General features: G+C 51.0%; 25 protein-coding genes. 1 reads left to right on the top strand and 24 read right to left on the bottom strand.

Annotated features, from left to right (window positions below; genetic code table 11):
* Positions 1-70: 70 nt before the first annotated feature.
* The 16 genes from AR333_RS06035 to rsgA form a co-directional block, all read right to left on the bottom strand.
* Positions 71-772 carry a diacylglycerol kinase gene (locus AR333_RS06035; RefSeq protein ID WP_068774382.1) on the bottom strand — a complete coding sequence of 234 codons (702 nt, stop codon included), beginning with the start codon at positions 770-772 and terminating at the stop codon, positions 71-73.
* On the bottom strand, positions 769-1,299 hold the full coding sequence (ybeY, locus tag AR333_RS06030) for an rRNA maturation RNase YbeY (protein WP_068774381.1): 531 nt from the start codon (positions 1,297-1,299) through the stop codon (positions 769-771). The genes AR333_RS06035 and ybeY overlap by 4 nt, the downstream gene beginning before the upstream one ends.
* A 33-nt stretch (positions 1,300-1,332) precedes the next feature.
* Positions 1,333-3,555: an HD family phosphohydrolase gene (locus AR333_RS06025; protein WP_068775146.1), complete on the bottom strand. Its 2,223-nt coding sequence runs from the start codon at positions 3,553-3,555 to the stop codon at positions 1,333-1,335.
* A 40-nt stretch (positions 3,556-3,595) separates the two neighbouring features.
* Positions 3,596-4,567 (bottom strand): PhoH family protein, encoded by a 972-nt coding sequence (locus AR333_RS06020; protein WP_068774380.1) that lies wholly within the window; start codon positions 4,565-4,567, stop codon positions 3,596-3,598.
* 6 nt (positions 4,568-4,573) lie between these two features.
* Positions 4,574-5,764, bottom strand: coding sequence for a sporulation protein YqfD (gene yqfD, locus AR333_RS06015; protein WP_068774379.1), 1,191 nt, complete (start codon positions 5,762-5,764; stop codon positions 4,574-4,576).
* 25 nt (positions 5,765-5,789) lie between these two features.
* A complete protein-coding gene (yqfC, locus tag AR333_RS06010; protein WP_068774378.1) occupies positions 5,790-6,068 on the bottom strand; it encodes a sporulation protein YqfC in 279 nt (92 codons plus the stop codon).
* A 257-nt stretch (positions 6,069-6,325) separates the two neighbouring features.
* Positions 6,326-6,844, bottom strand: a complete 519-nt coding sequence (locus AR333_RS06005; RefSeq protein ID WP_068774377.1) for a hypothetical protein — start codon at positions 6,842-6,844, stop codon at positions 6,326-6,328.
* Positions 6,845-6,911: 67 nt separating this feature from the next.
* On the bottom strand, positions 6,912-7,895 hold the full coding sequence (gene floA, locus AR333_RS06000) for a flotillin-like protein FloA (protein WP_068774376.1): 984 nt from the start codon (positions 7,893-7,895) through the stop codon (positions 6,912-6,914).
* A 60-nt stretch (positions 7,896-7,955) separates the two neighbouring features.
* Positions 7,956-8,735: an NfeD family protein gene (locus AR333_RS05995; protein WP_068774375.1), complete on the bottom strand. Its 780-nt coding sequence runs from the start codon at positions 8,733-8,735 to the stop codon at positions 7,956-7,958.
* 138 nt (positions 8,736-8,873) lie between these two features.
* On the bottom strand, positions 8,874-9,314 hold the full coding sequence (locus tag AR333_RS05990) for a GatB/YqeY domain-containing protein (protein WP_068774374.1): 441 nt from the start codon (positions 9,312-9,314) through the stop codon (positions 8,874-8,876).
* Between the two features lie 16 nt (positions 9,315-9,330).
* Positions 9,331-9,504 carry a 30S ribosomal protein S21 gene (rpsU, locus tag AR333_RS05985; RefSeq protein ID WP_024094532.1) on the bottom strand — a complete coding sequence of 58 codons (174 nt, stop codon included), beginning with the start codon at positions 9,502-9,504 and terminating at the stop codon, positions 9,331-9,333.
* Between the two features lie 122 nt (positions 9,505-9,626).
* Positions 9,627-9,974 carry a histidine triad nucleotide-binding protein gene (locus AR333_RS05980; RefSeq protein WP_068774373.1) on the bottom strand — a complete coding sequence of 116 codons (348 nt, stop codon included), beginning with the start codon at positions 9,972-9,974 and terminating at the stop codon, positions 9,627-9,629.
* A 219-nt stretch (positions 9,975-10,193) separates the two neighbouring features.
* On the bottom strand, positions 10,194-10,499 hold the full coding sequence (locus AR333_RS05975) for a hypothetical protein (protein ID WP_068774372.1): 306 nt from the start codon (positions 10,497-10,499) through the stop codon (positions 10,194-10,196).
* Positions 10,500-10,558: 59 nt separating this feature from the next.
* Positions 10,559-11,626: a hypothetical protein gene (locus AR333_RS05970; protein WP_068774371.1), complete on the bottom strand. Its 1,068-nt coding sequence runs from the start codon at positions 11,624-11,626 to the stop codon at positions 10,559-10,561.
* 332 nt (positions 11,627-11,958) lie between these two features.
* Positions 11,959-13,248: an MFS transporter gene (locus AR333_RS05965; protein WP_068774370.1), complete on the bottom strand. Its 1,290-nt coding sequence runs from the start codon at positions 13,246-13,248 to the stop codon at positions 11,959-11,961.
* A 453-nt stretch (positions 13,249-13,701) separates the two neighbouring features.
* A complete protein-coding gene (gene rsgA / locus AR333_RS05960; protein WP_068775145.1) occupies positions 13,702-14,775 on the bottom strand; it encodes a ribosome small subunit-dependent GTPase A in 1,074 nt (357 codons plus the stop codon).
* Between the two features lie 219 nt (positions 14,776-14,994).
* Between rsgA and AR333_RS24915 the strand changes: the two genes are divergently transcribed.
* The gene (locus AR333_RS24915; RefSeq protein WP_172798773.1) at positions 14,995-15,138 is read left to right on the top strand and encodes a hypothetical protein; all 144 of its coding nucleotides are present in this window, start codon (positions 14,995-14,997) and stop codon (positions 15,136-15,138) included.
* 112 nt (positions 15,139-15,250) lie between these two features.
* Here the strand turns inward: AR333_RS24915 and AR333_RS24575 are convergent, their stop codons facing one another.
* From AR333_RS24575 to adhE, 8 genes are all read right to left on the bottom strand, one after another.
* The gene (locus tag AR333_RS24575; RefSeq protein WP_156430841.1) at positions 15,251-15,460 is read right to left on the bottom strand and encodes a hypothetical protein; all 210 of its coding nucleotides are present in this window, start codon (positions 15,458-15,460) and stop codon (positions 15,251-15,253) included.
* 30 nt (positions 15,461-15,490) lie between these two features.
* Positions 15,491-16,888 carry an ATP-binding protein gene (locus tag AR333_RS05955; protein ID WP_068774369.1) on the bottom strand — a complete coding sequence of 466 codons (1,398 nt, stop codon included), beginning with the start codon at positions 16,886-16,888 and terminating at the stop codon, positions 15,491-15,493.
* Positions 16,869-17,585, bottom strand: coding sequence for a response regulator transcription factor (locus AR333_RS05950; protein WP_068774368.1), 717 nt, complete (start codon positions 17,583-17,585; stop codon positions 16,869-16,871). The genes AR333_RS05955 and AR333_RS05950 overlap by 20 nt, the downstream gene beginning before the upstream one ends.
* A 21-nt stretch (positions 17,586-17,606) precedes the next feature.
* Positions 17,607-19,007 carry a hypothetical protein gene (locus tag AR333_RS05945; RefSeq protein WP_068774367.1) on the bottom strand — a complete coding sequence of 467 codons (1,401 nt, stop codon included), beginning with the start codon at positions 19,005-19,007 and terminating at the stop codon, positions 17,607-17,609.
* A gap of 173 nt (positions 19,008-19,180) precedes the next feature.
* A complete protein-coding gene (locus tag AR333_RS05940; protein WP_068774366.1) occupies positions 19,181-20,146 on the bottom strand; it encodes a polysaccharide deacetylase family protein in 966 nt (321 codons plus the stop codon).
* A gap of 331 nt (positions 20,147-20,477) precedes the next feature.
* Positions 20,478-21,236: a pyruvate formate-lyase-activating protein gene (gene pflA, locus AR333_RS05935; protein WP_068774365.1), complete on the bottom strand. Its 759-nt coding sequence runs from the start codon at positions 21,234-21,236 to the stop codon at positions 20,478-20,480.
* 40 nt (positions 21,237-21,276) lie between these two features.
* A complete protein-coding gene (pflB, locus tag AR333_RS05930; RefSeq protein ID WP_068774364.1) occupies positions 21,277-23,547 on the bottom strand; it encodes a formate C-acetyltransferase in 2,271 nt (756 codons plus the stop codon).
* Between the two features lie 151 nt (positions 23,548-23,698).
* Positions 23,699-26,305: a bifunctional acetaldehyde-CoA/alcohol dehydrogenase gene (gene adhE, locus AR333_RS05925; RefSeq protein ID WP_068774363.1), complete on the bottom strand. Its 2,607-nt coding sequence runs from the start codon at positions 26,303-26,305 to the stop codon at positions 23,699-23,701.
* Positions 26,306-26,484: the final 179 nt, after the last annotated feature.

The raw sequence follows: 26,484 nt of genomic DNA, 5'->3' as shown, positions 1-26,484 counted from the left end.
GATATAAAAGAGCCGTGTCCACCTTGAAGTGCGACTACGGCCGTAAACATCTGCATGAGCTTCCGTGAATTCAGCCCCATCCTCGCCACATCCATGCGATCAGCGTGATGGCAATGCCGATCACAGCTCCCAGCAGCATTGAGGGCAGGGCTCTATGCTTTTTCTCCGCCAGGACCATAAGAGCAAGTCCCGCTAGAGTATAAGAAAGCAGGGTAACAATCGTTTGGCCGGACAGGGAAGAGATCAAGGTTGCCAGTGCGGTTAATACCGCCGATAGCAGACTAGGTCTCACCAGCTTGCCCCTGTCGCTGAAACGCGTTTCAATAACGAGAGTCACGAGCATAACGAGTGCGACTAAGGTCCATACCATGCCGGGCATGTTGGCAGAAGCAGTGCTTTGCGCTTGTCGCAATAACCGGTCTACCGGTCCGTAGAAGACGACCATCCCGACAACAACTGCGAATAACGCTGCTACCAGCACGGCCCCGGCGGCTGTATCTTTAGCGATTTTGGCCAAGGGATGCTGCTCGGGCATGGCCAGATCAACCGCTTTCTCCACTGCGGTGTTGATTAGTTCGGTCATCACCACCAGCACTACTGCCAGCAGAAGAAAGAGCACGTCCCAATGAGGCAGACCTAAAATTACCGATGCGAGAAAGACCAGAAAAGCGACCAAAAAATGAAACTTCATATTGCGCTGAGTATCAAACGCATATTTAATTCCTTCGTATGCGAAGCGGAAACCCCGCAGAAAGCGACGGAAAGAACTCAACGGGTAAGCCCCGCTTGCTGCAGAATTTGCTCCTGCTTAGCGAACATTTGCTGTTCAGCCTCTTCATTGTCGTGATCATAGCCTACCAGATGCAGGAATCCGTGGACAAACAGAAAGCCAAGTTCGCGTTCCACGGAATGTCCGTACTCCTCTGCTTGGGCAGCAGCCCGCGGCACAGAAATAACGATATCCCCTAACGGTTCTTCAAAACCTTCTTCATCTTCTGTATTTTCAGAATCAGATGCTACATCCTCATCTTCCTCTTCTTCTCCGTAAATAATAGCGATCTCGTCTTCACCCTTCTCCAGCATGGCGAAAGACAAAACGTCTGTCGGACGGTCAATGCCCCTGTATGTCCGGTTCAACTCATGTATGCTCTCATCGTCCACAAAGGTTAAGGCGACTTCTCCGTCCTCAATGCCTTCCGCCTTACCGGCCAGACGTAATAATTCTTTCAACTTGTCCGCAAATTTAGGATCAACCGGCAAAACATCTTGTTCATCGTTCCATGCTAATACTAATGCCACTACTATCCCTCCTAATGGGTTCGTCTTCGAATGCTATTTTGCTTTGGCAGGAAGTTCGCTTGGATATTCAATCCGTGAATGGAAAATACCAAGCAGAGACTCATTCAGCGTTTTGGCAATTGTATCCAGTTCTTTCAAGGTGAGATCACAATCGTTAAATTGCCCGTCGTCCAGTCTTGATTTAATAATTTTGCGCACCATCGTATCGATTTGTTCAATTGTCGGATTGCGCAGGGACCTGACAGCAGCTTCTACACAGTCCGCAATGCCGACGACAGCCGCTTCCTTCGACTGAGCTTTTGGCCCTTCATAACGGAAGTCCAGTTCTTCAACCTCACGGCCTTCTTCTTCCGCCTGCTTCCTTGCTTTGTGATAGAAGAAAGTCAGCAGTGTCGTTCCATGGTGCTGCTCAGCAATATCGCGAATGGGTTTAGGAATGTTATATTCCTTCAACATTTCTACACCATCGCGGGCATGTGCCGTTATAATCGATTTGCTAAGAGCCGGTTCGATTTTATCGTGCGGATTCTCAATGTTCGTCTGATTCTCGATAAAATAACTCGGCCGTTTGGTCTTCCCGATGTCATGATAATAAGATCCTACCCGGCATAATAGGCCGTCTGCACCAATTGACTCGGCGGCTGATTCCGCCAGATTCCCTACCATGATGCTGTGATGATAGGTACCCGGAGTTTCCGTAAGCAGCTTCCTCAGCAGCGGATGATTGGGATTGGAAAGCTCTACGAGCTTCAGCGGTGAAAGGATACCAAATGCTGTTTCAAAAAAAGGCAGCAGCCCGATCACGAATACCGCTGTAAGAATACCGCTCGCCGCTGCGAAAGAAAGTGAAAATAGCATGTCCCTGCGGGTAATACTATCCTCCAGCAGAATCAGCGAGATGATCGTCATCATCGCAATAAAGGAAATGACTATTCCAGCTTTCAAAATACTAGAACGCTGGCTTGCCTTTTGAATCACGAAGACGGAAGCAAAGCAGATTACTAGCGTCACTAGACCGTAACGGTAATCAAACAATTGAGTACCGTGCATATTGAAAATAATACTCGACATGATGCTGAACAACACGCTCGCGACAAAAGCAAGCTGACTGTTCAGCAAGATCGTAATCAGCATGCTGCCGATCGCCACAGGCGCCAAATAACCGATATAAGGATATTCGGGATTCTGGCCCAGCGCCACTACTTTCATGGTCAGAATATTAATGGCAAAGATCAGCACAAACATGAGCAATTGGGCATTGTTCGTTCTTATAGAAAGTGTGCTTTGGCGTATAAACAAATAAATCATCATGGTTAGAATAAACACCAGAAGCATCAGGCCGACATGAGGCCAATAATTCGCCTTTTCTTTCAAAAGCTCCGCAGTTTTGAGGCGTTTATAAATCTCGTCCGTGATTATATCGCCTTTACTGACTATTACATCACCCTGATTGATATAAACAGGTTTCACAGTTTCACGCTCTTGCGCACGTTTATCTTCCGTTGCTTTCTGATCCAGAAATTTGTTCGGAGTAATAACAACGCGGACAATCTCCTGCACAAGTTCACGAAGAGTATTCTTCGAAAGATCGGAGGAATTGACAAGCTCCGCGACTTTGGCTCTGGCCGTCTGCGCGTCAGTAACCTGGTCAATCATTAGTTTGGAAACAATTTCCCGGGTAATAGGAATCATTGCAGCCACATCTTCCTTCGTCAGACGAGGGAATTTGTAATAAACCTCTTCCGGAATCCGGTACTGCTGTTCACTTAGTTTGGTTCTGATTTCATCAATAAAGGCCTGGTTATCGAAATTACTGTCGCTTATACTTCTAAGAGCCTGTTTCTCTGTGTCCGCTATGATAATCGTTATAGCTGTACGGTATACGTTTACCTTATCTTCAAACTTTACATCCGGATCTGCATTAATTTGCTGGATGCGGTTATAGATTGATTCCACCATAGCTTCATTGCGAAGATTAACGACTTTATAAACCGGAGGCACTTTCTTGGCCGCATCTTCCTTGGCTTTCTCTGTAGCTACTGAATTCTCGAGCTGCTTGGGCGCATAGATGGTTCTCTCGGCAGTTGAACCCAGCGTGATATCAAATGTCTGCGGGACAAGCCTTGAGAACAAAGATACATAGCAAATCAATACAAGGGCGAAAAGCAGAAGCAAGCGTGCCGGAAAACTTGTCCTCCAGCCGCTTAGCTTGTTATTACTTGTTTTGAAATCCTGCATGGTCACTTCTTTTTTCATGATGAAGGTCATTCCTCTCTTGCCTCTTCGTTCCCGTAAATCAACCCGATATTGGCGAGTCGTCATTATAAGCGACGATGATTTTTTGAACCAAGGAATGACGGACAACATCCTGCTCCGCGAAGGTGATAAAACCAAGTTCTTCAATGCCGTTCAGAATGCGCTGAGCTTCAATTAAACCTGAAGTTTTGCCGCGGGGCAAATCGATCTGTGTCACATCACCGGTAACGACCATCTTCGAACCGAATCCAAGACGGGTCAGAAACATTTTCATCTGCTCGGGCGTCGTATTCTGCGCTTCATCCAGAATAATAAACGAATCATCAAGCGTACGCCCGCGCATATAAGCCAGTGGAGCGATTTCAATCAAGCCGCGTTCCAGGGATTTAGCAACCTGTTCAGGTCCCAGCACGTCGTTAAGAGCATCATACAACGGCCGCAAATAAGGGTCAACCTTTTCCTGCAGGTCACCCGGCAAGAATCCCAGACTTTCTCCCGCTTCTACGGCAGGGCGTGTCAATACAATGCGCTTTACTCTGGATTCCTTAAGGGCTTTAACGGCAAGAACAACCGCCAGATACGTCTTCCCCGTACCCGCCGGTCCGATCCCGAATACAATATCTTTCTTTTGTATAGTAGAAACATACTGTTTTTGTCCAATCGTTTTGACACGGATAGGCTTCCCTTTAAAGGTTGTGGTGATTTCTCCCTTGAAAAGTTCCAACAGCTGGTCCGCTTTCATTTGTTTAGCAAGTTCCACCGCATACAGAACATCGCGCTCTGTCAGCGGATATTGGTTGCGCACCAACTCCAGCAGCACTTCGAATAAGTGCTCCAGTTTACGGACTTCCTCCGTGCTTCCCTGGATCGTAAGCTCTGCATCACGCGTGAAAATCCTTGCGTTCATTTCCTGTTCGATCAGGTGCAGAAAGCGGTCCTGTGGACCGAATACGGCCTGAGCTTCCGATGTGTTAGACAACTCTAATTTAACAGTCTTTGCGTATTCTCCCAAAAGGTCTCATTCTCCTTGCTTTACGATAGGTTGCTCTTGCATAATAAATTCTTCTACCTCAAAATGTACTTCCATATAAACTTTACCATTCTCTGTTTTTTCATGCAAAATTTTTTCGCTGACGATGCGCGCTTCTCGTCCGCCTTCCGATAAAATATCTGCGCGGGCCTGCTCCATTCCCATTCCTTTGGCTTCAGCCGGTTCCATCTGTCGTTCAACCGTCTCCGAGGCCAGAAGCTTCTCGTTCAGCCATCCTACCGGGAGCTTGAATGAGCGCCATTGCAAGGTTGTATGCTCGGGAACTGTCACGTATTGCTCGAAAGGCAGCTTGCCGTAACCGCTCACTTGAATGCCTTGGGAACCCAGAACAAGGTAGCGCCGCGTTTTGCTCTCTCCCGTATAGGTCTGATAAGTTTGAACCAGCGGAACCTCAATCTTCGATACATACCAGACGATGCCTTTAACATATCCGTCTGCAACCACAATAGATTGGTGAGTTTCATCCCCTAGCGTACCCGAAATAAGCACGTCCCCTTTACGGACATAGGTATTGGGCTGAACTAGCGGGCGTCCTTTCTTAGCCTGAATTTCCGTCACCACCGCATGCTTGCCCGCTATCAGATTACGCGGGCTCACCAGAGGCTTTTCTTCAGGTTTGTCCGCTTCGACGACCTTAATGATCACCTGCGTCCCGTTAATTTCAACACCTACCCAGGATGTCCCCTCCAGACGTGTCTGGAGCTGATAAGAGAGCTTCTCGGAATCCGGCAAGCGAGGCTTCCATTGATAAGGATAAAGTCCCTCCTGCTTGGCTGCATCCAGAATCGCCTGTGTCCTTATTGATACGTTACCTTCGACCTTTACGTTCCAGACAAAGGAAGAAAGCAAATAAAGCGCAGCAACAAACAGGACAGCACCAATGGCAAAGGTCTTACGCTTGGACCATTTTCTCACGGCGAAAGGAAGGCCTTCGCGTTTTTGCACACGCATACGGCAGCCTGTCTCTTTCAAAAGCGGACGAAGACGCAGTGCATCCCGGCCGGGAATGCTGATCTGCACCTTGTCTTCACCTGATACCCTTATATCCCATAAAGCGAAACCTTGTGCCAGCGCCCGGTTAATGAGTTCCGCACTGCTTCTGCCCTGCATCTCAAGTCTGACATAACCCCGAATCCACCGCATCACTTCCGATTGCACCCGAAGCGCCCCTTTCCAATCCGGTTTACGGCATATATTTGATGTCTGCTATAATCCCCTCGATCAATACTTCCTCGGACAAAATGGCGCGAATAACCAGTTCTTGACCGGTTACCTCCAGCCTTCCTTTCGTCAGCTGCAGGCGCAGCATTTCGCTTGAGAAATGAAGGACGCCGCAGTGGTTCTCCACATACAGCTGGACATTGCCAATCATCGTAATCCTTGGGATGTCTTGTACGACATCCTGAGGCAGGTCGAGCATATTGGCGGTCAGTTGCTTCCACTTTTGCGTGAGCCGGCGCATCCTCTCTCGTCCCTCCCAGCCATTGCCCGTCAGTGCATAAGCATGCAGGCGTATGTTCTAAAGACATGCTTTTTAGACCGCTGCTTTTTCCAATCTATGCGGCGCCGGAACGTTTTATGAGCTTATTGCCTGCAATGTTTCTAAAAAGTTGGAGCTAGGCAAAATTAGCACGGCGTGACGGACACCGTGACGGACACCGTGACGGACACCGTGACGGACACCGTGACGGACACAAAAAAAAGCCGTTCCAGCCGGTATTACCGGCGGAACGGCTTTTTGGCCCGCGGCGGGCCGAGTATTTCGGCCCAGATGGCCCCCTGCACCGCATGACGCGGATGCAGAGTGTCTTTGGACGCGGGTATGCTGCCAGGCGAGGATGGGGGCTCCTGAGGCGCACGCGGCCGTGTACCCGAGGCAGCAAACCCCGATCGGCCGACGCCCGCGCCTGCGGCGTCCCGGCCACGCTCAGCCGACGGATCAGCAGCCGAGCTCCAACCGTCCGGGAATTGCTCCTCGGACGCACTGCGCCTCTCCTGCTGCGCTTGACTGGTCCGGGAGCCTGACATCCCGGTCCCGGTATCCCGGTTCATCTCGGAAGAACCGGAACGCCCCGGGGTCCGGCGAGGAGCAGACGGCATCCCTTGGCCGCTGAAATCAGGCATCCGGTTCGATGAACCGGACTTTCCTCTTTTGCCTGAAAGCAGCGAGACCAGGAAAATTCCAATTAAAACGACAAAGAAAAAGTTAGCCGAAAAGAATTCAATCAGACGTTCCAAGGTCCCGCCTCCTTCCTGTCCGGCAGGCTAAACCTATGACCGCCGGAAAATCCCGTTAATACGGGTATCATTCCTCATGTCCTTTTCCGTCATCGGACATTTTGCCGATGGAGCTGCGCATATTCGTGTCCGCGTCGATATTCTTATAGTTCATATAATCCATAACCCCGAACTTTCCGCCGCGCATAGCTTCCGCCATTGCTTGCGGGACTTCAGATTCCGCTTCAACAACCTTAGCCTGCATTTCGACGACGCGTGCTTTCATCTCCTGCTCTTGAGCTACAGCCATCGCACGGCGTTCCTCTGCTTTGGCTTGAGCAATGCGCTTATCGGCTTCAGCCTGTTCCGTTTGCAAGTGGGCACCAATGTTCTTGCCTACATCAACGTCCGCAATATCAATGGACAGAATCTCAAACGCAGTACCCGCGTCCAGACCCTTGCCCAGTACCGTACGGGAAATCATATCCGGATTCTCAAGAACGTCTTTGTGGGAACCGCTGCTACCGACGGTTGTAACGATTCCTTCCCCTACACGGGCAATAATCGTCTCTTCTCCAGCACCCCCGACTAAACGGTCAATATTAGCCCTTACCGTTACACGCGCTATAACTTTGACTTCAATCCCGTCTTTGGCTACTGCAGAAACGGTAGGAGTCTCAATCACACGGGGATTAACGCTCATTTGTACCGCTTGAAGCACATCACGTCCCGCAAGATCAATAGCTGCCGCACGCTCAAAGGGCAGATTAATATCCGCACGGTGAGCAGCAATCAGCGCGTTGACGACCCGGTCCACATTACCGCCGGCAAGATAGTGACTCTCGAGCTGATTGATATTCAGACCCAGCCCCGCCTTAATTGCCTTAATCAGCGGATTCACAATCCGGCTCGGAAGGACCCGGCGCAGCCTCATAGCCACCAGTGTCAGGATTGAAATACGCACGCCCGACGCCAAAGCTGAAATCCAGAGCATCACCGGTACGAATGTGAAGAATACCATGAGCAGCACAATCACAACCGCTGCTATAAGCAAGTAAAAATAAGATTCCATTCCATTAAAACCTCCCTTTGTTAGTTACATTTTGTTTACATCACTGCTTCTCTATGCCTATTAGTCTATTTGTGCAGGATGTTCATCCTTCTCTTCATGGACGACAACTCTGCTGCCTTCTACATGAACGACACGGACCGACTTGCCTGCCGTGATGAAGCCGCCTTCCGTCACGACATCGATCCGGTCTTCGCCAAACAGCGCCGTGCCCGACGGACGAAGCGGAGTCAGTGAGGTACCTGTTTGTCCGATGAGATGTAGTTTGAACGATGAGGATACAAAACCTTGCTCGGAAGTCAGTTCCTCTTTAAGAATGAGCCGGTTCCAGATTCCGCGCTGCGGAAATTTTTTGACAATCAACAACAGTAAAACGAGTCCGATCACGAATGCAATGGCAAGAGACAATGCCGCAGCCTGAGGACTCTCTGCCGCCAGAATAACTCCGCTGAATAACGAAATAGTCCCCGCAATACCCAGAATACCAAAGCTTGGTATGATCAGCTCAAGAAGCAGCAGAATGACGCCTAGTACGAATAATCCGATATCCAAAGATCCCACTCCTCCCGCTAAGTAGTTCCCGAGAAAGTACAATCCGAATCCGAGTACACCCGCCGTACCAAGCAGACCGGATGTCCAAAACAACAATTCAAGTCCGATTCCGACAATGCCAATCATTAATAGCAGTGTCGTCACAACAGGATGCGTCAGAAAGCCCCCAAGGGCGCTTATGGCGGTAGGACCTGCTGCAGAAGACGCGGCGGCCCCTGCAATGCCAGGCATTAAAGCACACAGCATCAAGGATGCTGCGCCGACAGAACCTGCCCTGTGCAATTTCGACATGGCATTCCCTCCTTCTTGTGTCATATCCCGCAGTATGTCTATGTACAATACGTTATCCAAGCTGGAAACGTTTCATTAATTTACGCTCCGCGTCATGAAAAAAGGCCGGAAGCATCACTGCTCCCGACCCTGTTTGCATTACAAGTTTTGTTGTACCAGTTGGTTAACTAATTTGCCGTCAGCCCGTCCTTTTACTTTGGGCATGAGAGCAGCCATAACTTTTCCCATATCTGCTTTGGAGGAAGCGCCAACTTCTTGGATGGTCTGCTGTACAATTACGTTTACTTCTTCCTCTGTTAATTGCTGCGGCAGGTACTTCATTAGGATGTCGATCTCAGCCTTAAGGCTTTCGGCCAAATCGTCCCGTCCGGCATTTTGAAATTCTTGGAGGGAATCTTTGCGTTGTTTGACCTCACGATTCAGAACATCAAGCACTTCATTGTCATCTAAGGTTTTACGCGTATCTATCTCGATATTCTTGATAGCTGCTTTTACCATACGGATTACGGAGAGTGTAAACTTGTCTTGACTCTTCATCGCTTGCTTCATATCTTCGTTCAAACGATCGCTTAAGCTCATGAACTTTGGTTGCCTCCTAGAACTTTCTCTTACGAGCAGCCTCAGATTTCTTCTTACGCTTAACGCTTGGCTTCTCGTAGTGCTTGCGCTTTTTAATCTCCGCTAACACGCCATCCTTAGCGATGGAACGCTTAAAGCGGCGAAGTGCAGCATCTATGGTTTCATTCTTGCGAACTCGAGTTTCTGACACCAGTTTTCCCTCCCTCCGAACAGACCGTCCAATCAAAGCGGTTCATCAAACTTCATTATAGGGGAAACCGAATCTAGGTGTCAACCTAAAGGTGAAGCTAATTTCACTTCATTTCCCGCAGTTTAATGCAAAGCTACCAGAGGACCCAGATTTTTGCCGCCGAGCAGGTGATAATGAATATGATAAACGAGTTGTCCGCTGTCGGGTCCGCAGTTGTTAATAAGCCGGTAGCCGCTCTCCTCAATCCCCTGTTCACGGGCGATGTGCTGCGCTGCTTTATGTATGGAGCCAATCAGTGCCCAGTCCTCGCCGGACGCGTCCTTCATCGAGGCGATGTGCTTTTTGGGGATAACAAGAATATGTACGGGAGCAGCCGGTGAGATATCATGAAAAGCAAGCACTTCATCATCCTCATACACTTTTTTGGACGGGATCTGGCCGTCTATTATTTTACAGAATAGGCAATCCATTCGATTCAATTCCTCCTTCATAATTTTTATTGGAAAATGGATAAGACTATCTTGTTATCATACTGAATAATTCACTAAAAAGAAAATGCCCGGACCTTATAAAATTAATTTTAAGCCCGCATAAAAAAAGCAGAGAAAATGCATACGGCATTTCCTCTGCGGCCCTATTCTTCTCCCTATTTAAGAAAGGTTCCACTCAATACACACCCGGAGCCTAGATTAATAAAAAGGCAGTAAAGTCAGTGCCGCAAGGGCGGCCAGCGGGAATGCCCGGCGGAAAAACCGGCGCCGCGGATACGGGTACGGATACGGATAATAACTGAATCCAGGGTAGCCCCATCCGTACCCGTAAGCTCTAGAATCCTCAGATCCGTTTTCTCTTCCATCGTACGGCACAGCTAAGTATACATAATTGTCATCCACGTCTTCCACAAAACCATCCTGCATCGTTCCGTCATTCAGTTGGACGAGCACATACCGGTATTTATGCTGTTGACACAACCCCTGCGCTTCTTGCTTCTGCATGAGCGAACACCTCCTACCCCAACATATGCAGCTCTGGGCAAAAGGCTACCGTTTTTCTATTAATCGGAAACAGCTTGCTCGCTCATCTTCTCATGCAATTGACGAATAAATAGATCCGGCTCATCGAGAGCCAAATAGATGCTGCTGACGTGGCGCGGCATAAATAACAGGCATTGCGCGGAAGCAGGACGGCTCAGCCTGAGCCTTACATTGGCGGTTGCCAGGACCGGAAGCACAGCATCCCGCTGTTCCTTGGAATCCGGCGCATACTCGCGGGCACTTTCGGCCGATTCGATATCACATAGGGGAATATCGGCCTGGATACGAAGTCCGTACCGGAGCCGGAGGACACCCTTAGTGATCTGAACAGGTCTCAGAACGGAGACTCGGCAGTCGGCCCATAATAGAAGGAGCAGCCATAGGTTAGCCAGAGTCAGAATCCAGGCTGCCATATGGGACCACTGCTGGATGAGCAGGTGGATCACGACACTTTCGATCAGCAAAATTTTAGTAAAAATCGCGGCATGCAGAATTTGTCCTGTTGTACGGTGATAGGTGAAGGAATTTCCGGATTCAATTGGGGCGGAAGTCTTTCTCCTGCGCCACGAAAAACATAGATAGTAGACCATGGTGGCGTCATGAAGAAGCAAAGAAGCGAGCTTGCCTTGTCCCAGCTTCTCCTTAACCGTAATCCGCAGTGCTTCGCCCCTGTCCGGCTCTGTCTTTATTACTTGGCGAAAATGCTTTACTACCCTGTACACGACTCTGATCTCGTAGCCGACAAACAAGACCTCTACAAAAATAATAAGAAATTCAATAGGCCAGATAATGTCCCACGCGGTGCTCCTAAGTGAAACCGGCAGGATAAACCACGCAGCCAAAGCCCCGATAAAGGTCAGGGGCAGCGCCTTCAAGACAGACTTCCCCTTCCTGCGCAGGATAAACAGCCAATAACACACGGGAATGGCAAGCATAAAATCAAATAAAATCGCGTAGACAACCACGGAATTCTCAGCCGTCAAGGTAACCGTACGAACCGCAGTCAAGTTAGCTAGCAAGGTCAGCAGGACAAATACCGTGAAGTAAATGGTGGATCTATGAAACCGATGAAGGAAGACTGGGGACATGCCGCCCACTCCTTTACATGTTCTCTTAAGTTTATTATACGAACCCAATATGTAATTAACCTTTCAAAAAAGGAAAAATGTGTGAACGAAGGCCTGTTACAGCCCGTATATGTACGGTGTCTTCATGCGGATCTGTCCAGCGCCGCCTGCAGCCGGCCTGTACGGATTAAAAAAAGCGTTATATGCCGCTATGATTCTGACCATACTGATGCCGACGGCCCTTCGCGCACATTTGGTAAGGGCTAAACAAGCTCTAACATGGCGCTTAACGCTTTATTGATGATTGCCCTATGGTCTAGCCCTGTTTTACTCCGCCTATGCCTAGAAGGAGCCTACAGAGGCTTCTCTTCACTTCTTTGGCCAGTCCGGAAGAACATGGATACCACAACGGAGACAACAAGCAGGCAGAACGGAACTGCGGAGATCAGCACACGGAAAGTTCCGGCGGGGTCCGGCCCCGGATTCTCCCCGCTGACATAGCCGAACATCATGCCTACAATCCAGAAGGCCAGCGCCGAAAGCAGCCCGCTGGAGCGGGTAATAAATCCTCCGACCGCCGTATACATGCCTTCTCTTCTGCGGCCGGTTACTTCAAAATCACGGTCGATAATTTGACCGCTTAGGACGGCGGGTGTGACCAGAAACCCTGCCAGTCCAAAGCCTGCTATCGCTCCGGCTGCAATACCGGTTCCAAGGCTGAAAGCAAACCCGAGCGGAAGAACACTTAAGGCATACACGCCTAAGGAGATGCGCCAGCCTACGGTGCTTCCGAATCTGCGGATTACCCAGAACCAGACAGCAACGAGCGGAATAACCGGGACAAAGACGGAAGCCAGCAGGAGCGACACTTGAGACTCCGGCAGTCCGAGTACATATTTCGCATAGAAGGGGATCATAGATCCCAGCAAACCGTTAACCGTCTGGGCAAATGAATTCGCGATATTAAAGATCCAAAACTGTTTATTTTTAAACGTTTCCCGGAAAGCTACCAGCAGAGGCAGCGGCTCTTCCTTGGCAGCATCCGCATTCTCTCGGATGAACAGGACACAAAGACACATAAACAGAGCAAACACGCATGCATATACGAGCGCCATCCTGCCAAAACCCATCGCACCGAATAAAAGCGGAGTCAGAGCAGCGCCGATGAGAAGAGCCACAATTTGAAAGCCCTGCTGAACGGCAGAAGCTTTAGCCCGCATCCGGTCGCCTTTAAACAGTTCGGGGAAAAGGGCGCCGTAATTCACCCAAAGAATCGTGGAAACGCCTTCAAATAAAATCAAAGCCACGAGAAACCAGATAAACAGGGAAGTCTCGGTCAGACCTTCTGGAACGGCAAATACCATGACAAAAGTGGCCATAAAAAGTGGAATGGATGCATAGATCCACGGTCTTCGCCTGCCCCAGCGCGTTCTTGTACGATCGGATAAATAGCCGAACAGAGGCTGGTTGAGGGCATCCCAGATCAGATAAATCGTACGTGCAAGAGTAGCAAGTCCGACCCCCAGGCCTAATTTTTCGACATAAAAGTAGCTATAAAACGAACTGAACGCCTGAGTCGGCACCATCAGCGCAAACATCCCTAATGCAAACATTACCGGGGAATTCATAAACTTTTTGTTCATTCTTTTATTCCTCTCCGCTCAGCCATGATCTATATAAATAAACAGGGTACAGCAAAGATTACTTGGTAAACGTTATGAATATATGCTTTCCGCTCCCTGAATACAAGGCTATATTTTCCATTTATTTGTCTTGTTATGGAAATAGTCACGGCGGCCTAATCGTGTACCCCGGACTTCCATTAAATATCCTGTTCCAGACTCATGCTTTTCCCGGCCGGCCACTACATAAGTCCCAGGACAAACACCAAGCCGCATTTACGACCCGCTGTTAAGGGGAATAAAAATTTTCCTTAAACACGTGAAAAAAACCTCCAAAACCACTGCAAGAGTGGAACTGAAGGTTCTATATACTCGTCTTGCTTATCCGTGAACCTCGCAGGCAAAGGTTCGTGATCTGACTTACAGCTCTGCCATGCCGTCAAGTGCGAAGCGCCAGTATGCGTTTCCTCCCGGTCATTTGGGCGGTTTGCGCCTCATCTCTTTGGCGATCTTCTTCCACCGGTCCGTCTCCGCATGCTGCAGAGCTTTGTTCTCCTTGCGCGCAAGGTAGGCCAACTCCTTCTGAAGCTTGACGTAGCTGTCGTACCGCCCGTGGTCAAGCGACCCTTCCTGCAGCGCGTGCTGAACGGCGCAGCCCGGCTCGCTCCGGTGACTGCAATCCGGGAAGCGGCACTTGCCGGCAAGCGACTCCACATCGCCAAATGATGCGCTGAGGCCGCTGTCCGCCTCCCACAGCTGCAACTCCCGCATGCCCGGCGTATCGATCAGCACGCCGCCGCCCGGCAGGAGCAGAAGCTCACGGTGAGTCGTCGTGTGCCGGCCGCGGGCATCATCCTCACGGATGCCGCCGGTCTCCATCGCTTCACGCCCGAGCAGCGCGTTAATCAGCGTCGATTTGCCGGCTCCGGATGATCCGGCCACGGCGGCTGTACGTCCCTCACCCAGGTAGGCTGCGCGAAGCTCCTCGACGCCCGCTCCGAGCAGCGAAGAGACGGCGTGCACCGGAACTCCCGGTGCCACAGCCTCGGTTTCGCCTACGCGGACGGCAACTTCTTCACCCGACGCACAAAGGTCGGCTTTACTCAGAATAACGACCGGCGAGGCGCCGCTTTCCCACGCCATAACGAGATAACGTTCGAGCCGTCGCAAATTGAAATCGCCATTAAGCGCGAGTATCAGGAAGATCACATCCACGTTCGCGGCTACGATCTGCTCTTCAACAACCGAGCCCGCCACCTTGCGCACGAAAGCACTCTTCCTGGGCAGCAGAGCGTGAATCGTAGCACGGCCTTCCTGCTCACGCACACGGACTGCGACCCAGTCCCCTACGGCCGGGTAGTCAGCACGGCTGCGGGTCTGGTACCGCATACTGCCGCTTACTTCGGCCAGCACTTCGCCGTCTTCCGTATATACCCGGTACATCCGTTTATGTTCAAGCACTACCCGCCCCGCCTGTGCGCCCTCAATTCCTGCTCCATCCAAAGCTTCCTGCCAATCGGCATTCCACCCTAATTCGATTAAATTCAATACAGCTAACACCCTTTCTTTTCGCTTGCTGTAAGTGTAGCAGAGAACCCCTATTGTTCGGTGGGAAATAATCATTTCCAACCGTTTTTTACATGCAATCCGCTGATCATCCGCTGTTAATCCTCCATTGCAGCGGAGCCGGAGCGCAGAGAACATTCCTTTCTGCTTTTTGCGTCACCGGCTGCTGCCAATGGGAAGACGAAACGGGCTATTGCGAGTATGCGGTATACGGCAAAGTTGACCCTGGAGGAAGCAGAGCCTGCGGAGCCTGCGGAGCCTGCGGAGCCTGCGGAGCCTGCGGAGCCTGCGGAGCCTGCGGAGCCTGCGGACGATCGGAGAGACGGATCTCTTATGAAAAGGTAAACTTAGTTTTCATAAGACTGCATCCGATAAATGAAAGAGGCTCTCCTGCAAATCTCAGATCTGCCGGAAAGCCTCTTTGTATGGAGTACGGTATGCGCGGTTGGGGTAAGGTTTAAGTTTGGATTCCTTTGTTGTGACGCTTCAACGCTACCGGGGGGCTGTCAGGGACCGCAGCAACCTGCTGCTCCCCTATCGTCTTCTCGAATGCCAAAGCTATATCGGTATGACGCTCGTACTTATTCATCAGGCAAGCTTTCACCTGCTCCCGTATAGAGACGTTCATCGGCAGACAAACGGTGCTGCACTCGATCGGTCTGTTCATCCCTCTGAACTCACTCTGCCCTTGTCCCAGCTACTCTTCCTCAATCAAACGAGGCAGAGCGACCGTAACGGTAGTTCCCTCACCGAGTCTGCTGCTGATCTCCAGCGTACCGCCGTGAAGCTGGGCAATCTCTTGGCAGATCGACAGACCAAGCCCGCTTCCAGGCTGTCTGTTATCCGCTTTAAAGAATTTGTCGGTTACGTATTTAACCGCTTCGGGAGAAATCCCTTCCCCCTGGTCCTCTACGATCAGCCGGACCTGATGCTCATCCTGCTCAGCCGCAATGCGGATAACCCCGTTCTCCGGGGTAAACTTCATTGCGTTATCGAGCAGATTGATCAAGATTTGCTTCAGCCGGTTGGAGTCGCCTATGACGAATGTCGGCTTATCGGCGAGCGATATTTGCAGAATCATCTTCCGGCGCTGACAATTTGCCGCAAACTGCTGGTACATTTCCTGCACAATGCGGTTTACGTCAACGGGTTCCCGCAGCATTTTCATATTCCCCGACTGAAGCTTCGAGAAGTCAAGCAGATCCTCTACCAGCCCGATCAGCCTGTCTGTCTCCTTGGAAATGACAGATAGTCCCATCATCGTCTCCTCTTTCTCGCTCAGATCACCGGAAACCAGCGTCTCGCTCCAGCCCTTGATCGAGGTCAGCGGAGTCCGCAGCTCGTGGGAAATCGAAGAAATGAATTCATTCTTGAGTTTGTCGTTCCTCAGAATCTCCTCGGCCATGTAGTTCAGCGTTTCGGCCAAATGACCGACCTCATCGTCATTCCTCTTAAGCGCCTTATTGTGAAAATCGCCTTGAGCCATATTCTGGGCAACGCCTGTCAATTCCCGGATAGGCCGTACAATCCGGTTCGCCAGAATTAAGCTAACGGACAACGATACCAGAATAACTGCCGCTCCGATGCCGATAATAATCCACGCCGTCTTCATAACCATGGCGTCAATCTCTTCAATCGACGTCGTATGGCGGAGAACTCCGACGATCCGGTCTCCGTTCTTTAGCGGATTCGACAGTGCCAGAATTCTTTCCTTCGTATCGGCATTCATCCCGATCCATTTGCCGGGCTCTCCAAGAAGAGCCGACTGCACATCCGCTGTTTCGATTTTCCGTTTGGACGCAAATCCGTACGAATCGATAATGAGATTGCCGTTCAGATCAACAATCTCCACGCGTGTCATTTCATCATTGCCAAGCTCCTGCAGAATATCACGGGCCCTCTCCTGCAAAGAGGACATCGCGAAATACTTGTTGTAGAATTCAACCGTTACTTTGGCACGCTCGCTCAGCGCCTGAAGAGCACTCCCGTAATAATACTGGTAAATCGTTCCCAGGAAGAGACCGCCAAGCAGCAGCACAATAAATACGATAATCAACAAGAAATTCCATACAACCTTACTCCTGATGCTGCTCAAAACCGGAATCCTTCTTCCATAAGTATCCGTAACCCCAGACCGTCTCAATATGGGCCGGATGTGAAGGATCACTTTCGATTTTTTGGCGGATGCGGCGTATGTTCACATCCACGATTTTCAAATCACCTACAAAGTGTTTCCCCCATACCGCATCCAGGATTTCATCGCGTGAAATCCCCTGATTGGGCCGCTCCATGAATAATTTGAGGATGGCAAATTCAGTCGGTGTAATATCAATTTCGGTCTGCCCTTTGAGCAGCTTCCGCTCCTTAAGCTGCAGGCTGAAAGCCCCGCAGGACAAGCTTAATTTAGCCGGCTCGCGTTCAGGTATTTCCAGCCGCCGGTACAACGCTTTAATTCTCGCTATAAGCTCTACCGGGCTGAAAGGCTTGGTGACATAGTCGTCCGCCCCGATTTCAAGCCCTTCGGCTTTATCGGTATCCTGGGATTTTGCGGTCAGCATAATGATGCCCATTTTGGGGTACATTCTCCGGATCTCGGCACACACATCGAAACCGGACATTTTAGTGGGAAGCATCACATCAAGAAGCGCCATATGAAACGGACCTTGCTCCTTCACGATTCGGAGCGCCTCTTCTCCCGTCTGCGCTTCGGTAACATCGATATCATTGCGTTTTAAATTAATCCGGATAAACCCTCGGATGGATTCTTCATCCTCCAGTACGAGTACTCTCAAGCCGATCTTCCTCCTTGTCCCTTAATAATACGCGGGCTTCAGCCGCTCCTGCACATCCTTCTTGCTCAGCTTCATTTGATTGTACTCCTGCAGAGATTTCACCGACAAGTTCGTCGGCCGTTCAGGGAGGAACGCAATCGTTTTACTTCCATAGACCGTGTCAAGCTCAACAAAATCGATTTCTTTCTTTTCCATTTCCTTCTTCATGTCTTCCCACTGCTCGGTCGGATAATATCGGATGGTCAAAAGCTCCGCTTTTTCTTTACGGTTAGCGCTCAAATAGTAAAAAGTCGTATAACCGTCCGTGCCGCCCGATTTAGACCGCTCCAGCGTAATTTTCCCCCGCCATGTCTCCGGGAAATCAAACCGGTACGATACACCGGTGTCGTAATAGTTATCATGCACCCACTTAAGACCGTTCTTGCCGTCCCACTGATACCACTGATGAATCCAGGGCATATCGGCCAAAGAACTGCTTTCGTTGAATGGGGGGATTTTGAGCAGCTCAATCTCCATAATCCCATCCGCGTTAATGTCCTGAGTTTTGCCGGGATAATCTTTGAAGGTCATCACGTTACCCATGTCATCTTTCTGGCTGAAAACATCTTTCAGCTTCCCGCCGTTCCACACGAGCAAGGACGTATAAGACGCGTGACTCCCTATTCCTACATCAACGAAGATGCCGTTCTGGCCCGGAGCCGCTTTACCGATCACCATTTGATAGTAGCCGTTAACGCCGCCGTCCATCGGCAATTTATGGAGAAGTTTCTTTTTGCCGTCTGCAAATGAATACAAAGAAGCAGATGCCTCCAGCTTCTCACGCTCGAGGAGCATGGCCGCTACCTCCGGTATTCCATTGCCGTCCATATCCCCGATAGCAATTTCGGTGTAAGCGATTTTTTCCATTTCACTGACTTCGGAACCTTTCATTGTATACACGAAAAGCTCCTTGCTCTGGGTTTCGCCTGCGCTCCAGCCCACAATAAGCTCGGAAGCTTTATCCCCTGTCACATCTACAAAATCCACCCGGTCAATCTCGCGTCCGAGTTCATTGATATCGGCAACCTTACGCCACTCTCCATCACCCTGCTCCAGTATGACGGCCCCCAGTTGAAAACCGTTTTTCTGAAGCCGGTAGAAGGCCACCGCTTCTTTCTGTCCATCCCCGTTCAGATCCACTTGAAAAATAGAACCTGCCACACCATTGTCCGGCAGTTTATTGGGATTGGTAAGAACAGCGCCTTGCGGCAAATAATGCGTAACCGCTTCTCTCAACTGGTACAGGCTAGAGCTCATAGCCGGTGCCTTTAGCAATTCCACGGGAGAAGAAGCGATAAGCTGACAACCGCTTAGCAGCACACAAAGTGCAGCCGTCAGCAGACTTGCCGCCGGACGCTGAAACCTATCAGTTCTCCACTTCATGACATTCCCCTTTTCTCATGCTAGGTCCATTATAACAAAGCTTTACTGATCATGGTCCTCTAAAATATGGTCCCATCCTGCCCCTCTCACAGCAAAACCGCCCACAACCTTATCTCAAGGCATGGACGGCAGTATCCGGCTCTGCGACCGACAGAGCGCAGCTGCAGGATCGCTTATCGGGCAGTTAATAGTTCAGGCAGAGTCACAATTTCATACCCTTGCCCTTGCAGGTATTCACAAATGAGCCGTGTCGCTTCAATCGTATTGCTTAAATCTCCGCCTTTGCCCCCGTAGCTATGCTGGAGAATGATCCCGCCGGGCTTTATATTCGCTTTAACGTTATTCAGAATATTTTGCGCGGAATTGCCCGCCCAGTCTTTCGTATCAACCGACCATCCGACGATCGTCTGGCCTTCTTTGGCTGCTGTCAGATTGACACTTTCATTCAAAGCTCCGTAAGGTGCCCGGAACAGATTCGTTCCATGCCCGATCGCTTTTTTCAGCGCATCGTCAGCTCGTGTCATTTGCAGTCTGGCCTGCTCCTCCGTCAGCTTGGGAAGCTGGGCATGATTCCAGGAATGGTTGCCGACGGCATGACCTTCGCTAACTATTTTCTTGACCATATCGGGATATTTGTCGATTTGCTGGCCGACCAGAAAAAACGTTGCCTTCGCATTGTATTCTCTCAGCACTTCCATCACCAGAGGTGTCCAGTGTAAATCAGGACCGTCGTCAAACGTTAAAGCGACGAGTTTGCGGTTAGTGACGACAGAATGTACCGGTACAGCGGGCTTCAGTGAGTCCGAAGGCTGCGGAGTCTTCGTCGGAACCGGTGTCGGTGACGGTGTGGCTGGTGTCGGTGACGGCGTCGGTGTCGGGCTCGGCGTCTTAACCGGGCTTGCCGTCGGAGACGGCACAGGTGTGGAGGTCTCGGCCGGATGTGCCGGTGTCGGACTCGGCCGTGTACTCGTGCCGGCCGAAGGGGCCATGCTTGCCGCAGGCTGCTCCAGCTGTGTCGTTGTACCCGCTGTTCCCGTCTCGCTTGCGTGCCATAAGGAATTCCCTGCGTTGTAGGCAATAAATAGACCGCACGCCAGCATCAACGGATAACGCAATTTAAACCTTCTTTTCTTCTTCATTGCTTTCTTCCTTCTCCCATTATGTTCTCTCCGGCTGTTCTCTGTTTCTATCAGCCTGTCTATGTTTGTCCATATACATATAGAATCGCTATGAGGATCTTCAAAAACTGCCTTCGCCTGCCTGTATCTATAACGATGAGCACCCGTTTTCCATCACAACGTTCTCTCTATTACTCATACTAAAGCATCTTTCGACACAAGTAGTTACGAAACCTTTACAGATGCGAAACTTGGACAAACATGACGAAAAAGCTTCCGGCCATTGGGGTGGCCGGAAGCTGGATGGGAAGAACGATAGCAGAGTCTATTAAATTCGGATGGTAGACTTGTCCTAATTCTTATATACACCATTCCGAGCGGCTGCTTCCTGGCGGGCCCGATCCACGATTTGCCGGGCCGCCTGCATCTCCTCATCGGTAGGAGTGCGTGCATCCTTCAGCGGGTACTCCCGCTGGAGCAAATCCCACTTGTACAGCGCCATGCTATGGTAAGGCAGCAGCTCGAATTTCTCCACATGATCCAGACTTCCGATAAAAGAACCCAGGCGGACCAGTTCATCTTCTGTGTCGGTGAGTCCGGGTACGATGACCCGGCGCACCCACATAGGCCTGCCATGATCCGACAACCAGCGCGCTGTCCGCAGAATTCTGTCGTTCGGCTGGCTCGTAAGCCGGATATGTCTGTCCCGGTCCATCATTTTCAGATCCAGCAGAACAAGATCCGTCTCTTCGAACATTTCGCGTACGTGCTCATGGCCCACTTCGCAAAATCCGGATGAATCGAGTGCAGTGTTCAGCCCAAAGCGCTTTTTACATTCACGGAACAATTCCGCTACGAACACCGCCTGCAGGCTCGGCTCTCCTCCCGTTACCGTGATGCCCCCGCCTGATTTCTTATAATAAGAAATGTAAGGCTCCATCTCGTCCAGGATCTCCTCTACCGTAACCTTACGCCCCGTACTCGTATCCCAAGTATCCGGGTTGTGGCAGTAACCGCACTGGAGTGCACAGCCTTGCATGAACAGTACAAATCGGATACCGGGACCGTCTACCGTACCGAACGTTTCGATGGAATGAATTCTGCCTATCATGACAACACGTCCTTTACTTCGAACGAATCCCGGGCCATGCTTACATGGAACCGTGGAACGTCCGGTTGATTACGTCGAGCTGCTGCTCGCGGGTCAGTTTAATGAAATTGACGGCATAGCCGGACACCCGGATGGTTAACTGCGGATACTGCTCAGGATGCTCCATAGCATCGATCAGCTGCTGTCTGTCAAACACGTTCACGTTCAAATGATGGGCATTGTTCTCAAAATAACCGTCCAGCATATGAACCAGATTCATCTTACGGGTCTCGGCTTCCTTACCGAGCGCTTTAGGAACGATCGAGAAGGTGTTGGAAATACCGTCCAGGCTGTGCTCGTAAGGCAGCTTCGCTACCGAACCGAGGGAAGCAAGCGCACCTTTGCGGTCGCGTCCGTGCATCGGGTTCGCACCCGGAGCGAACGGTTCTCCGGCTTTACGCCCATCCGGTGTCGAACCGGTTTTTTTGCCGTATACGACGTTAGATGTAATCGTCAGAACGGATTGGGTCGGAACCGCATTCCGGTATGCCTGATGCCTGCGGATCATGCCCATGAACGCTTCCACGAGCTCTACGGCGATAGAATCAACCCGGTCATCGTTGTTGCCGTACATCGGATATTCGCCTTCGATTTCAAAATCTACGGCAATTCCTTTGTCATTGCGGATCGGCTTCACCTTAGCGTACTTGATGGCACTGAGCGAATCTGCAACTACGGACAATCCGGCAATGCCGCAAGCCATCGTGCGGACGATTTCACGGTCGTGAAGCGCCATTTCGATCCGCTCGTAACAGTATTTGTCGTGCATAAAGTGAATAACGTTCAAAGTGTTCATATAGAGTTTGGCAAGCCACTCCATCACACCGCGGAATTTATGCATGACTTCATCGTAATTCAGCACCTCTGCGGTAACCGGTACGGACTCTGGTCCTATCTGAATGCCCAGCTTCTCATCCACACCGCCGTTAATCGCGTAAAGGAGCGCTTTGGCAAGGTTGGCACGGGCGCCGAAGAACTGCATTTGCTTGCCGATCTTCATCGCGGACACACAGCAGGCGATTCCGTAATCGTCGCCGTAGAACGGGCGCATGAGATCATCGTTCTCGTACTGGATCGAACTCGTCTCGATCGAGACTTTGGCGCAATATTTCTTGAACCCTTCCGGCAGCTGTTCCGACCAGAGGACGGTCAGGTTCGGCTCCGGAGCCGGCCCGAGGTTATAGAGCGTATGCAGGAAACGCATGGAATTCTTCGTCACACGTGTCTTGCCCGAGAGCGACATGCCTCCGATGGACTCCGTTACCCATGTCGGGTCACCGCTGAATAATTCATTGTAATCCGGAGTGCGAAGGAATTTGACGATCCGCAGCTTCATGACGAAATGGTCGACGATTTCTTGCGCCTCGGATTCGGTCAGCGTGCCTTCCTTCAAATCACGCTCGATATAAATATCGAGGAAGGAGGAGACACGCCCCAGGCTCATGGCAGCCCCGTTCTGCTCTTTGATGGCAGCCAGATAACCGAAGTACAGCCACTGGAAGGCTTCCTGGGCGTTAGCCGCCGGCTTGGAGATGTCAAAGCCGTGATCCGCCGCCATTTTCTTCAGTTCAGCCAGCGCACGGATCTGCTCGGAAATTTCTTCTCGATCGCGGATGACATTTTCCGTAATTGCATCCACTTCAAGAAGGAAAAGTTCTTGCTTTTTGTCCGCAATAAGGCGGTCAATACCGTAAAGGGCTACTCTGCGATAGTCTCCGATAATACGGCCGCGGCCGTAAGCATCCGGCAGTCCTGTGATGATCCCGGCTTTTCGGGCGCTGCGCATCTCTGTGGTGTAGGCATCGAATACGCCCTGATTATGCGTCTTGCGGATGTCCGTAAACAGACGGACCATATCCTCCGGAAGCTTAAACCCGTAAGCTTCGCATGCATCCTCCATCATCCGGATCCCGCCAAAAGGTTGTACGGAGCGTTTGAACGGCTCATCAGTCTGCAGGCCGACAATACGCTCTTTGTCCCGGTCCAGATAACCCGGGGCATGGGATACGATGGAGGAGACCGTATTGACGTCTACGTCGAGCACCCCTCCATTATCCCGTTCCCGCCTGGTCAAATCACTTACGACTTCCCAGAGTTTCTTCGTATCCTCCGTCGGAGCGGCCAGAAAAGCCTCGTCTCCTTCGTAAGGTGTCAGGTTCAGCTCGATAAAGTCACGCACATCAATTGCCCGCTGCCACTTTCCTTTGCGGAACCCGCGGTATACTCCTTCTTCAGCAGACTTCGTACGCATGTCGCGTTCTTCAATGGCCATTTCAGTTCCCTCCTTGGAATGAACGGAGCGGCCGGATCAACCGGCCGGTCCGGTAAGACGTTCGTATTCTGACAATACTCTCAAGATGTATTCGGCTGCCGTTACAGCATACCCTGCTTATCTGGCTTTATCGGTTTCTTGGTGGATGAAGTTAAATCCGGCCGTAGAAAGCGTCGCGATACACATCGGCCAGTTCGCTGACCAGCGGCATTTTCGGATTAGCAGTTGTACACTGATCCTCAAAAGCCTTGTCTGCAAGCTGCTCAACGCGGCTTTCAAAATCATCCGCATCGAATCCGAGTTCGCGGAATGTGGCCGGGATACCCAGCGCCTTGTTCATGCGGCGGATCGCTTCGATCAGGCTTTTTACGCCTTCTTCGGTCGTGGAAGCCGGAAGACCCAGCGTGCGGGCAATTTCGGCATAGCGCTCATCCGCGCAGTAATGCGTATATTTAGGGAACGAAGCATATTTCGTAGGCTTCGCCGCATTATAGCGGATCACATAAGGCATGAGAATCGCATTCGTGCGTCCATGCGCCGTACCGTACTGTCCGCCCCATTTGTGCGCAAGACTGTGGTTGATGCCCAGGAACGCGTTGGCGAATGCCATACCGGCAATGGTCGAAGCGTTATGCATCTTTTCGCGGGCTAATTTGTCACCGGTCGCATACGAATTCTCCAGATGCTGGAACACCATCTTAATCGCTTGGAGACACAGGCCATCCGTATAATCGCTCGCCATAACCGATACATACGCTTCAATGGCGTGGGTCAGAACGTCCATGCCGGTGTCCGCTACGGCTGTTTTGGGCAGCGAGTATACGAATTCCGGATCCACAATGGCTACGTCCGGCGTAAGCTCGTAATCCGCCAGCGGATACTTGGTGTGGCCGTTCTTTTTATCCGTGATGACTGCAAAAGACGTGACCTCCGAACCTGTTCCCGATGTGGTCGGGATCGCAACGAACTTCGCTTTGTTGCCGAGCTTCGGATATTTGAACGTCCGCTTGCGGATATCCAGGAACTTCTGCTTCAGGGAATGGAAGGTAACATCCGGATATTCGTAGAACAGCCACATCGCTTTCGCGGCATCCATAGGCGAACCTCCGCCCAGGGCGATGATACAGTCCGGCTGGAACGCATTCATAGCAGCTGTCCCGCGCTCGACCGTATCCACGGAAGGATCCGGCTCCACATCACTGAAGACTTCAATCGCAACCGGAAGCCTGCGCATACGCAGATAATGTTCCACGCGCTGCACATATCCCAGCTTAACCATCATCGGGTCCGTGACTATCAGAATCCGGGTAATGTCCGGCATCTTAGCCAGATATTGAGTGGAATTCTTTTCGAAATAAATTTTATCCGGCACTTTAAACCACTGCATATTCACCGTCCGGTGTGCGACTTTTTTGATATTGATCAAATTGACAGCCGTGACGTTCAAAGAAGTTGAGTTGCGGCCGTAAGATCCGCATCCGAGCGTCAGCGACGGGATATTGGCGTTGTACATATCGCCGATCGCCCCGTGTGTGGACGGTGCATTCACGATAATACGGCACGTCGGAAGTTTGCTGCCGAAGGCTGCGATAACCGTGTCATCATTCGAGTGGATGACCGATGTGTGGCCCAGGCCGCCGAAAGCCGCAATCTCGGCCGCCCTCTCAATGCCGGCCGCTGCATCCGGCACCGTGTAGCAGGCCAGGACGGGGCTGAGCTTCTCTGCTGACAGCGGATAGGCAGGTCCGACGCCATCAAGCTCCGCGATCAGGATCTTCGTTCCGGCCGGAACTTCGAATCCGGCCATTTCGGCAATCCGCACCGCAGACTGGCCCACAATGGCGGCATTGACCGCACAACCGCTTTTCATACCGAACTGAGTTAGCTTCTTCGTATCCTTGGCGCTGAGGAAATGGCAGCCCTGCGCTTTCATCAGCGCTTTGGCATCGGCTGCGATGGCCTCCTCTACTATTACCGCTTGTTCGGATGCGCAAATCATTCCGTTGTCAAAGGTCTTGGACAAAATCAGGTCCGTAACGGCCTGGCGCAAATCGGCTGTCTTCTCGATAAAGCACGGTACGTTGCCCGGGCCTACGCCAAGCGCCGGTTTGCCGGAGCTGTAAGCGGATCTGACCATGCCGGAGCCGCCGGTCGCTAAGATAAGCGCGACTCCTTCGTGGTTCATGAGTTCATGGGTCGCTTCCATGGATGGCGTCTCCACCCACTGGATGCAATCTTTGGGCGCTCCGCTGCGGATTGCAGCCTCGTACAAGACCCGGGCCGCTTCTGAACTGCATCGCTGCGCGGACGGGTGAAAGGCGAAGATGATCGGATTGCGCGTTTTGATGGCGATCAGTGTTTTGAACATGGTCGTAGAGGTCGGATTCGTCACTGGGGTTACGCCTGCAATAATACCGATCGGTTCGGCTATCGTCTGAGTGCTGGTAAAAGGATCATCATCGATCACTCCAACCGTCTTGTCATATTTGATATAGTTGTGGATGTACTCTGTCGCGAAAAGATTCTTGATGATTTTGTCCTCGTAGACGCCGCGCCCTGTTTCTTCAACAGCCAGCTTGGCTAGAACCATATGCCGGTCTGCACCGGCCAGAGCCATTTCTTGTACAATTGTATCAATCTGAGCTTGATCGAAATCCTGAAAAGCCGTCTGGGCCTTCTTGGCCCTCTCCACCAGCCGGTCTACCTCTGCTTTGGCAGCCGCCGCCGGTTTTACAGCTTCTCCCTCCTGTACAGCCATATTCTCCGCCTCCTAGTGTCTCTTTCTACACCTTCATTATAAGGGAATTGTGAATTATTTCACTATGACATTTCTCACAGACAGATTACCGTAATCTGCCTTATCCTAGGAATGAGAAAAGAAGTTCTCACCCTTAAGAACGGCTATTTACATCCGATGTATACGCCGGACGATCCGCA

The sequence above is a fragment of the Paenibacillus sp. FJAT-26967 genome, assembly GCF_001541095.1.
GTDB lineage: Bacteria > Bacillota > Bacilli > Paenibacillales > NBRC-103111 > Paenibacillus_F.
Note: the sequence above shows the minus strand (reverse complement) of the source record. Positions and strands in the feature narration are given on the sequence as shown.

Bases quoted from the DNA above. Each gene is read 5' to 3' on its own strand.
- AR333_RS05990 (WP_068774374.1), bottom strand. From the start codon at position 9,314: ATGAGCTTAAGCGATCGTTTGAACGAAGATATGAAGCAAGCGATGAAG.
- AR333_RS05975 (WP_068774372.1), bottom strand. From the start codon at position 10,499: ATGCAGAAGCAAGAAGCGCAGGGGTTGTGTCAACAGCATAAATACCGG.
- pflA (WP_068774365.1), bottom strand. From the start codon at position 21,236: ATGATAGGCAGAATTCATTCCATCGAAACGTTCGGTACGGTAGACGGT.
- AR333_RS05980 (WP_068774373.1), bottom strand. From the start codon at position 9,974: ATGGATTGCCTATTCTGTAAAATAATAGACGGCCAGATCCCGTCCAAA.
- adhE (WP_068774363.1), bottom strand. From the start codon at position 26,305: ATGGCTGTACAGGAGGGAGAAGCTGTAAAACCGGCGGCGGCTGCCAAA.
- AR333_RS06025 (WP_068775146.1), bottom strand. From the start codon at position 3,555: ATGAAAAAAGAAGTGACCATGCAGGATTTCAAAACAAGTAATAACAAG.
- AR333_RS05995 (WP_068774375.1), bottom strand. From the start codon at position 8,735: ATGTCGAAATTGCACAGGGCAGGTTCTGTCGGCGCAGCATCCTTGATG.
- pflB (WP_068774364.1), bottom strand. From the start codon at position 23,547: ATGGCCATTGAAGAACGCGACATGCGTACGAAGTCTGCTGAAGAAGGA.
- yqfC (WP_068774378.1), bottom strand. From the start codon at position 6,068: ATGCGCCGGCTCACGCAAAAGTGGAAGCAACTGACCGCCAATATGCTC.
- AR333_RS05965 (WP_068774370.1), bottom strand. From the start codon at position 13,248: ATGAACAAAAAGTTTATGAATTCCCCGGTAATGTTTGCATTAGGGATG.
- AR333_RS05940 (WP_068774366.1), bottom strand. From the start codon at position 20,146: ATGAAGAAGAAAAGAAGGTTTAAATTGCGTTATCCGTTGATGCTGGCG.
- AR333_RS24575 (WP_156430841.1), bottom strand. From the start codon at position 15,460: ATGAACAGACCGATCGAGTGCAGCACCGTTTGTCTGCCGATGAACGTC.
- AR333_RS05945 (WP_068774367.1), bottom strand. From the start codon at position 19,007: ATGAAGTGGAGAACTGATAGGTTTCAGCGTCCGGCGGCAAGTCTGCTG.
- AR333_RS05970 (WP_068774371.1), bottom strand. From the start codon at position 11,626: ATGTCCCCAGTCTTCCTTCATCGGTTTCATAGATCCACCATTTACTTC.
- floA (WP_068774376.1), bottom strand. From the start codon at position 7,895: ATGGAATCTTATTTTTACTTGCTTATAGCAGCGGTTGTGATTGTGCTG.
- AR333_RS24915 (WP_172798773.1), top strand. From the start codon at position 14,995: ATGCGGTATACGGCAAAGTTGACCCTGGAGGAAGCAGAGCCTGCGGAG.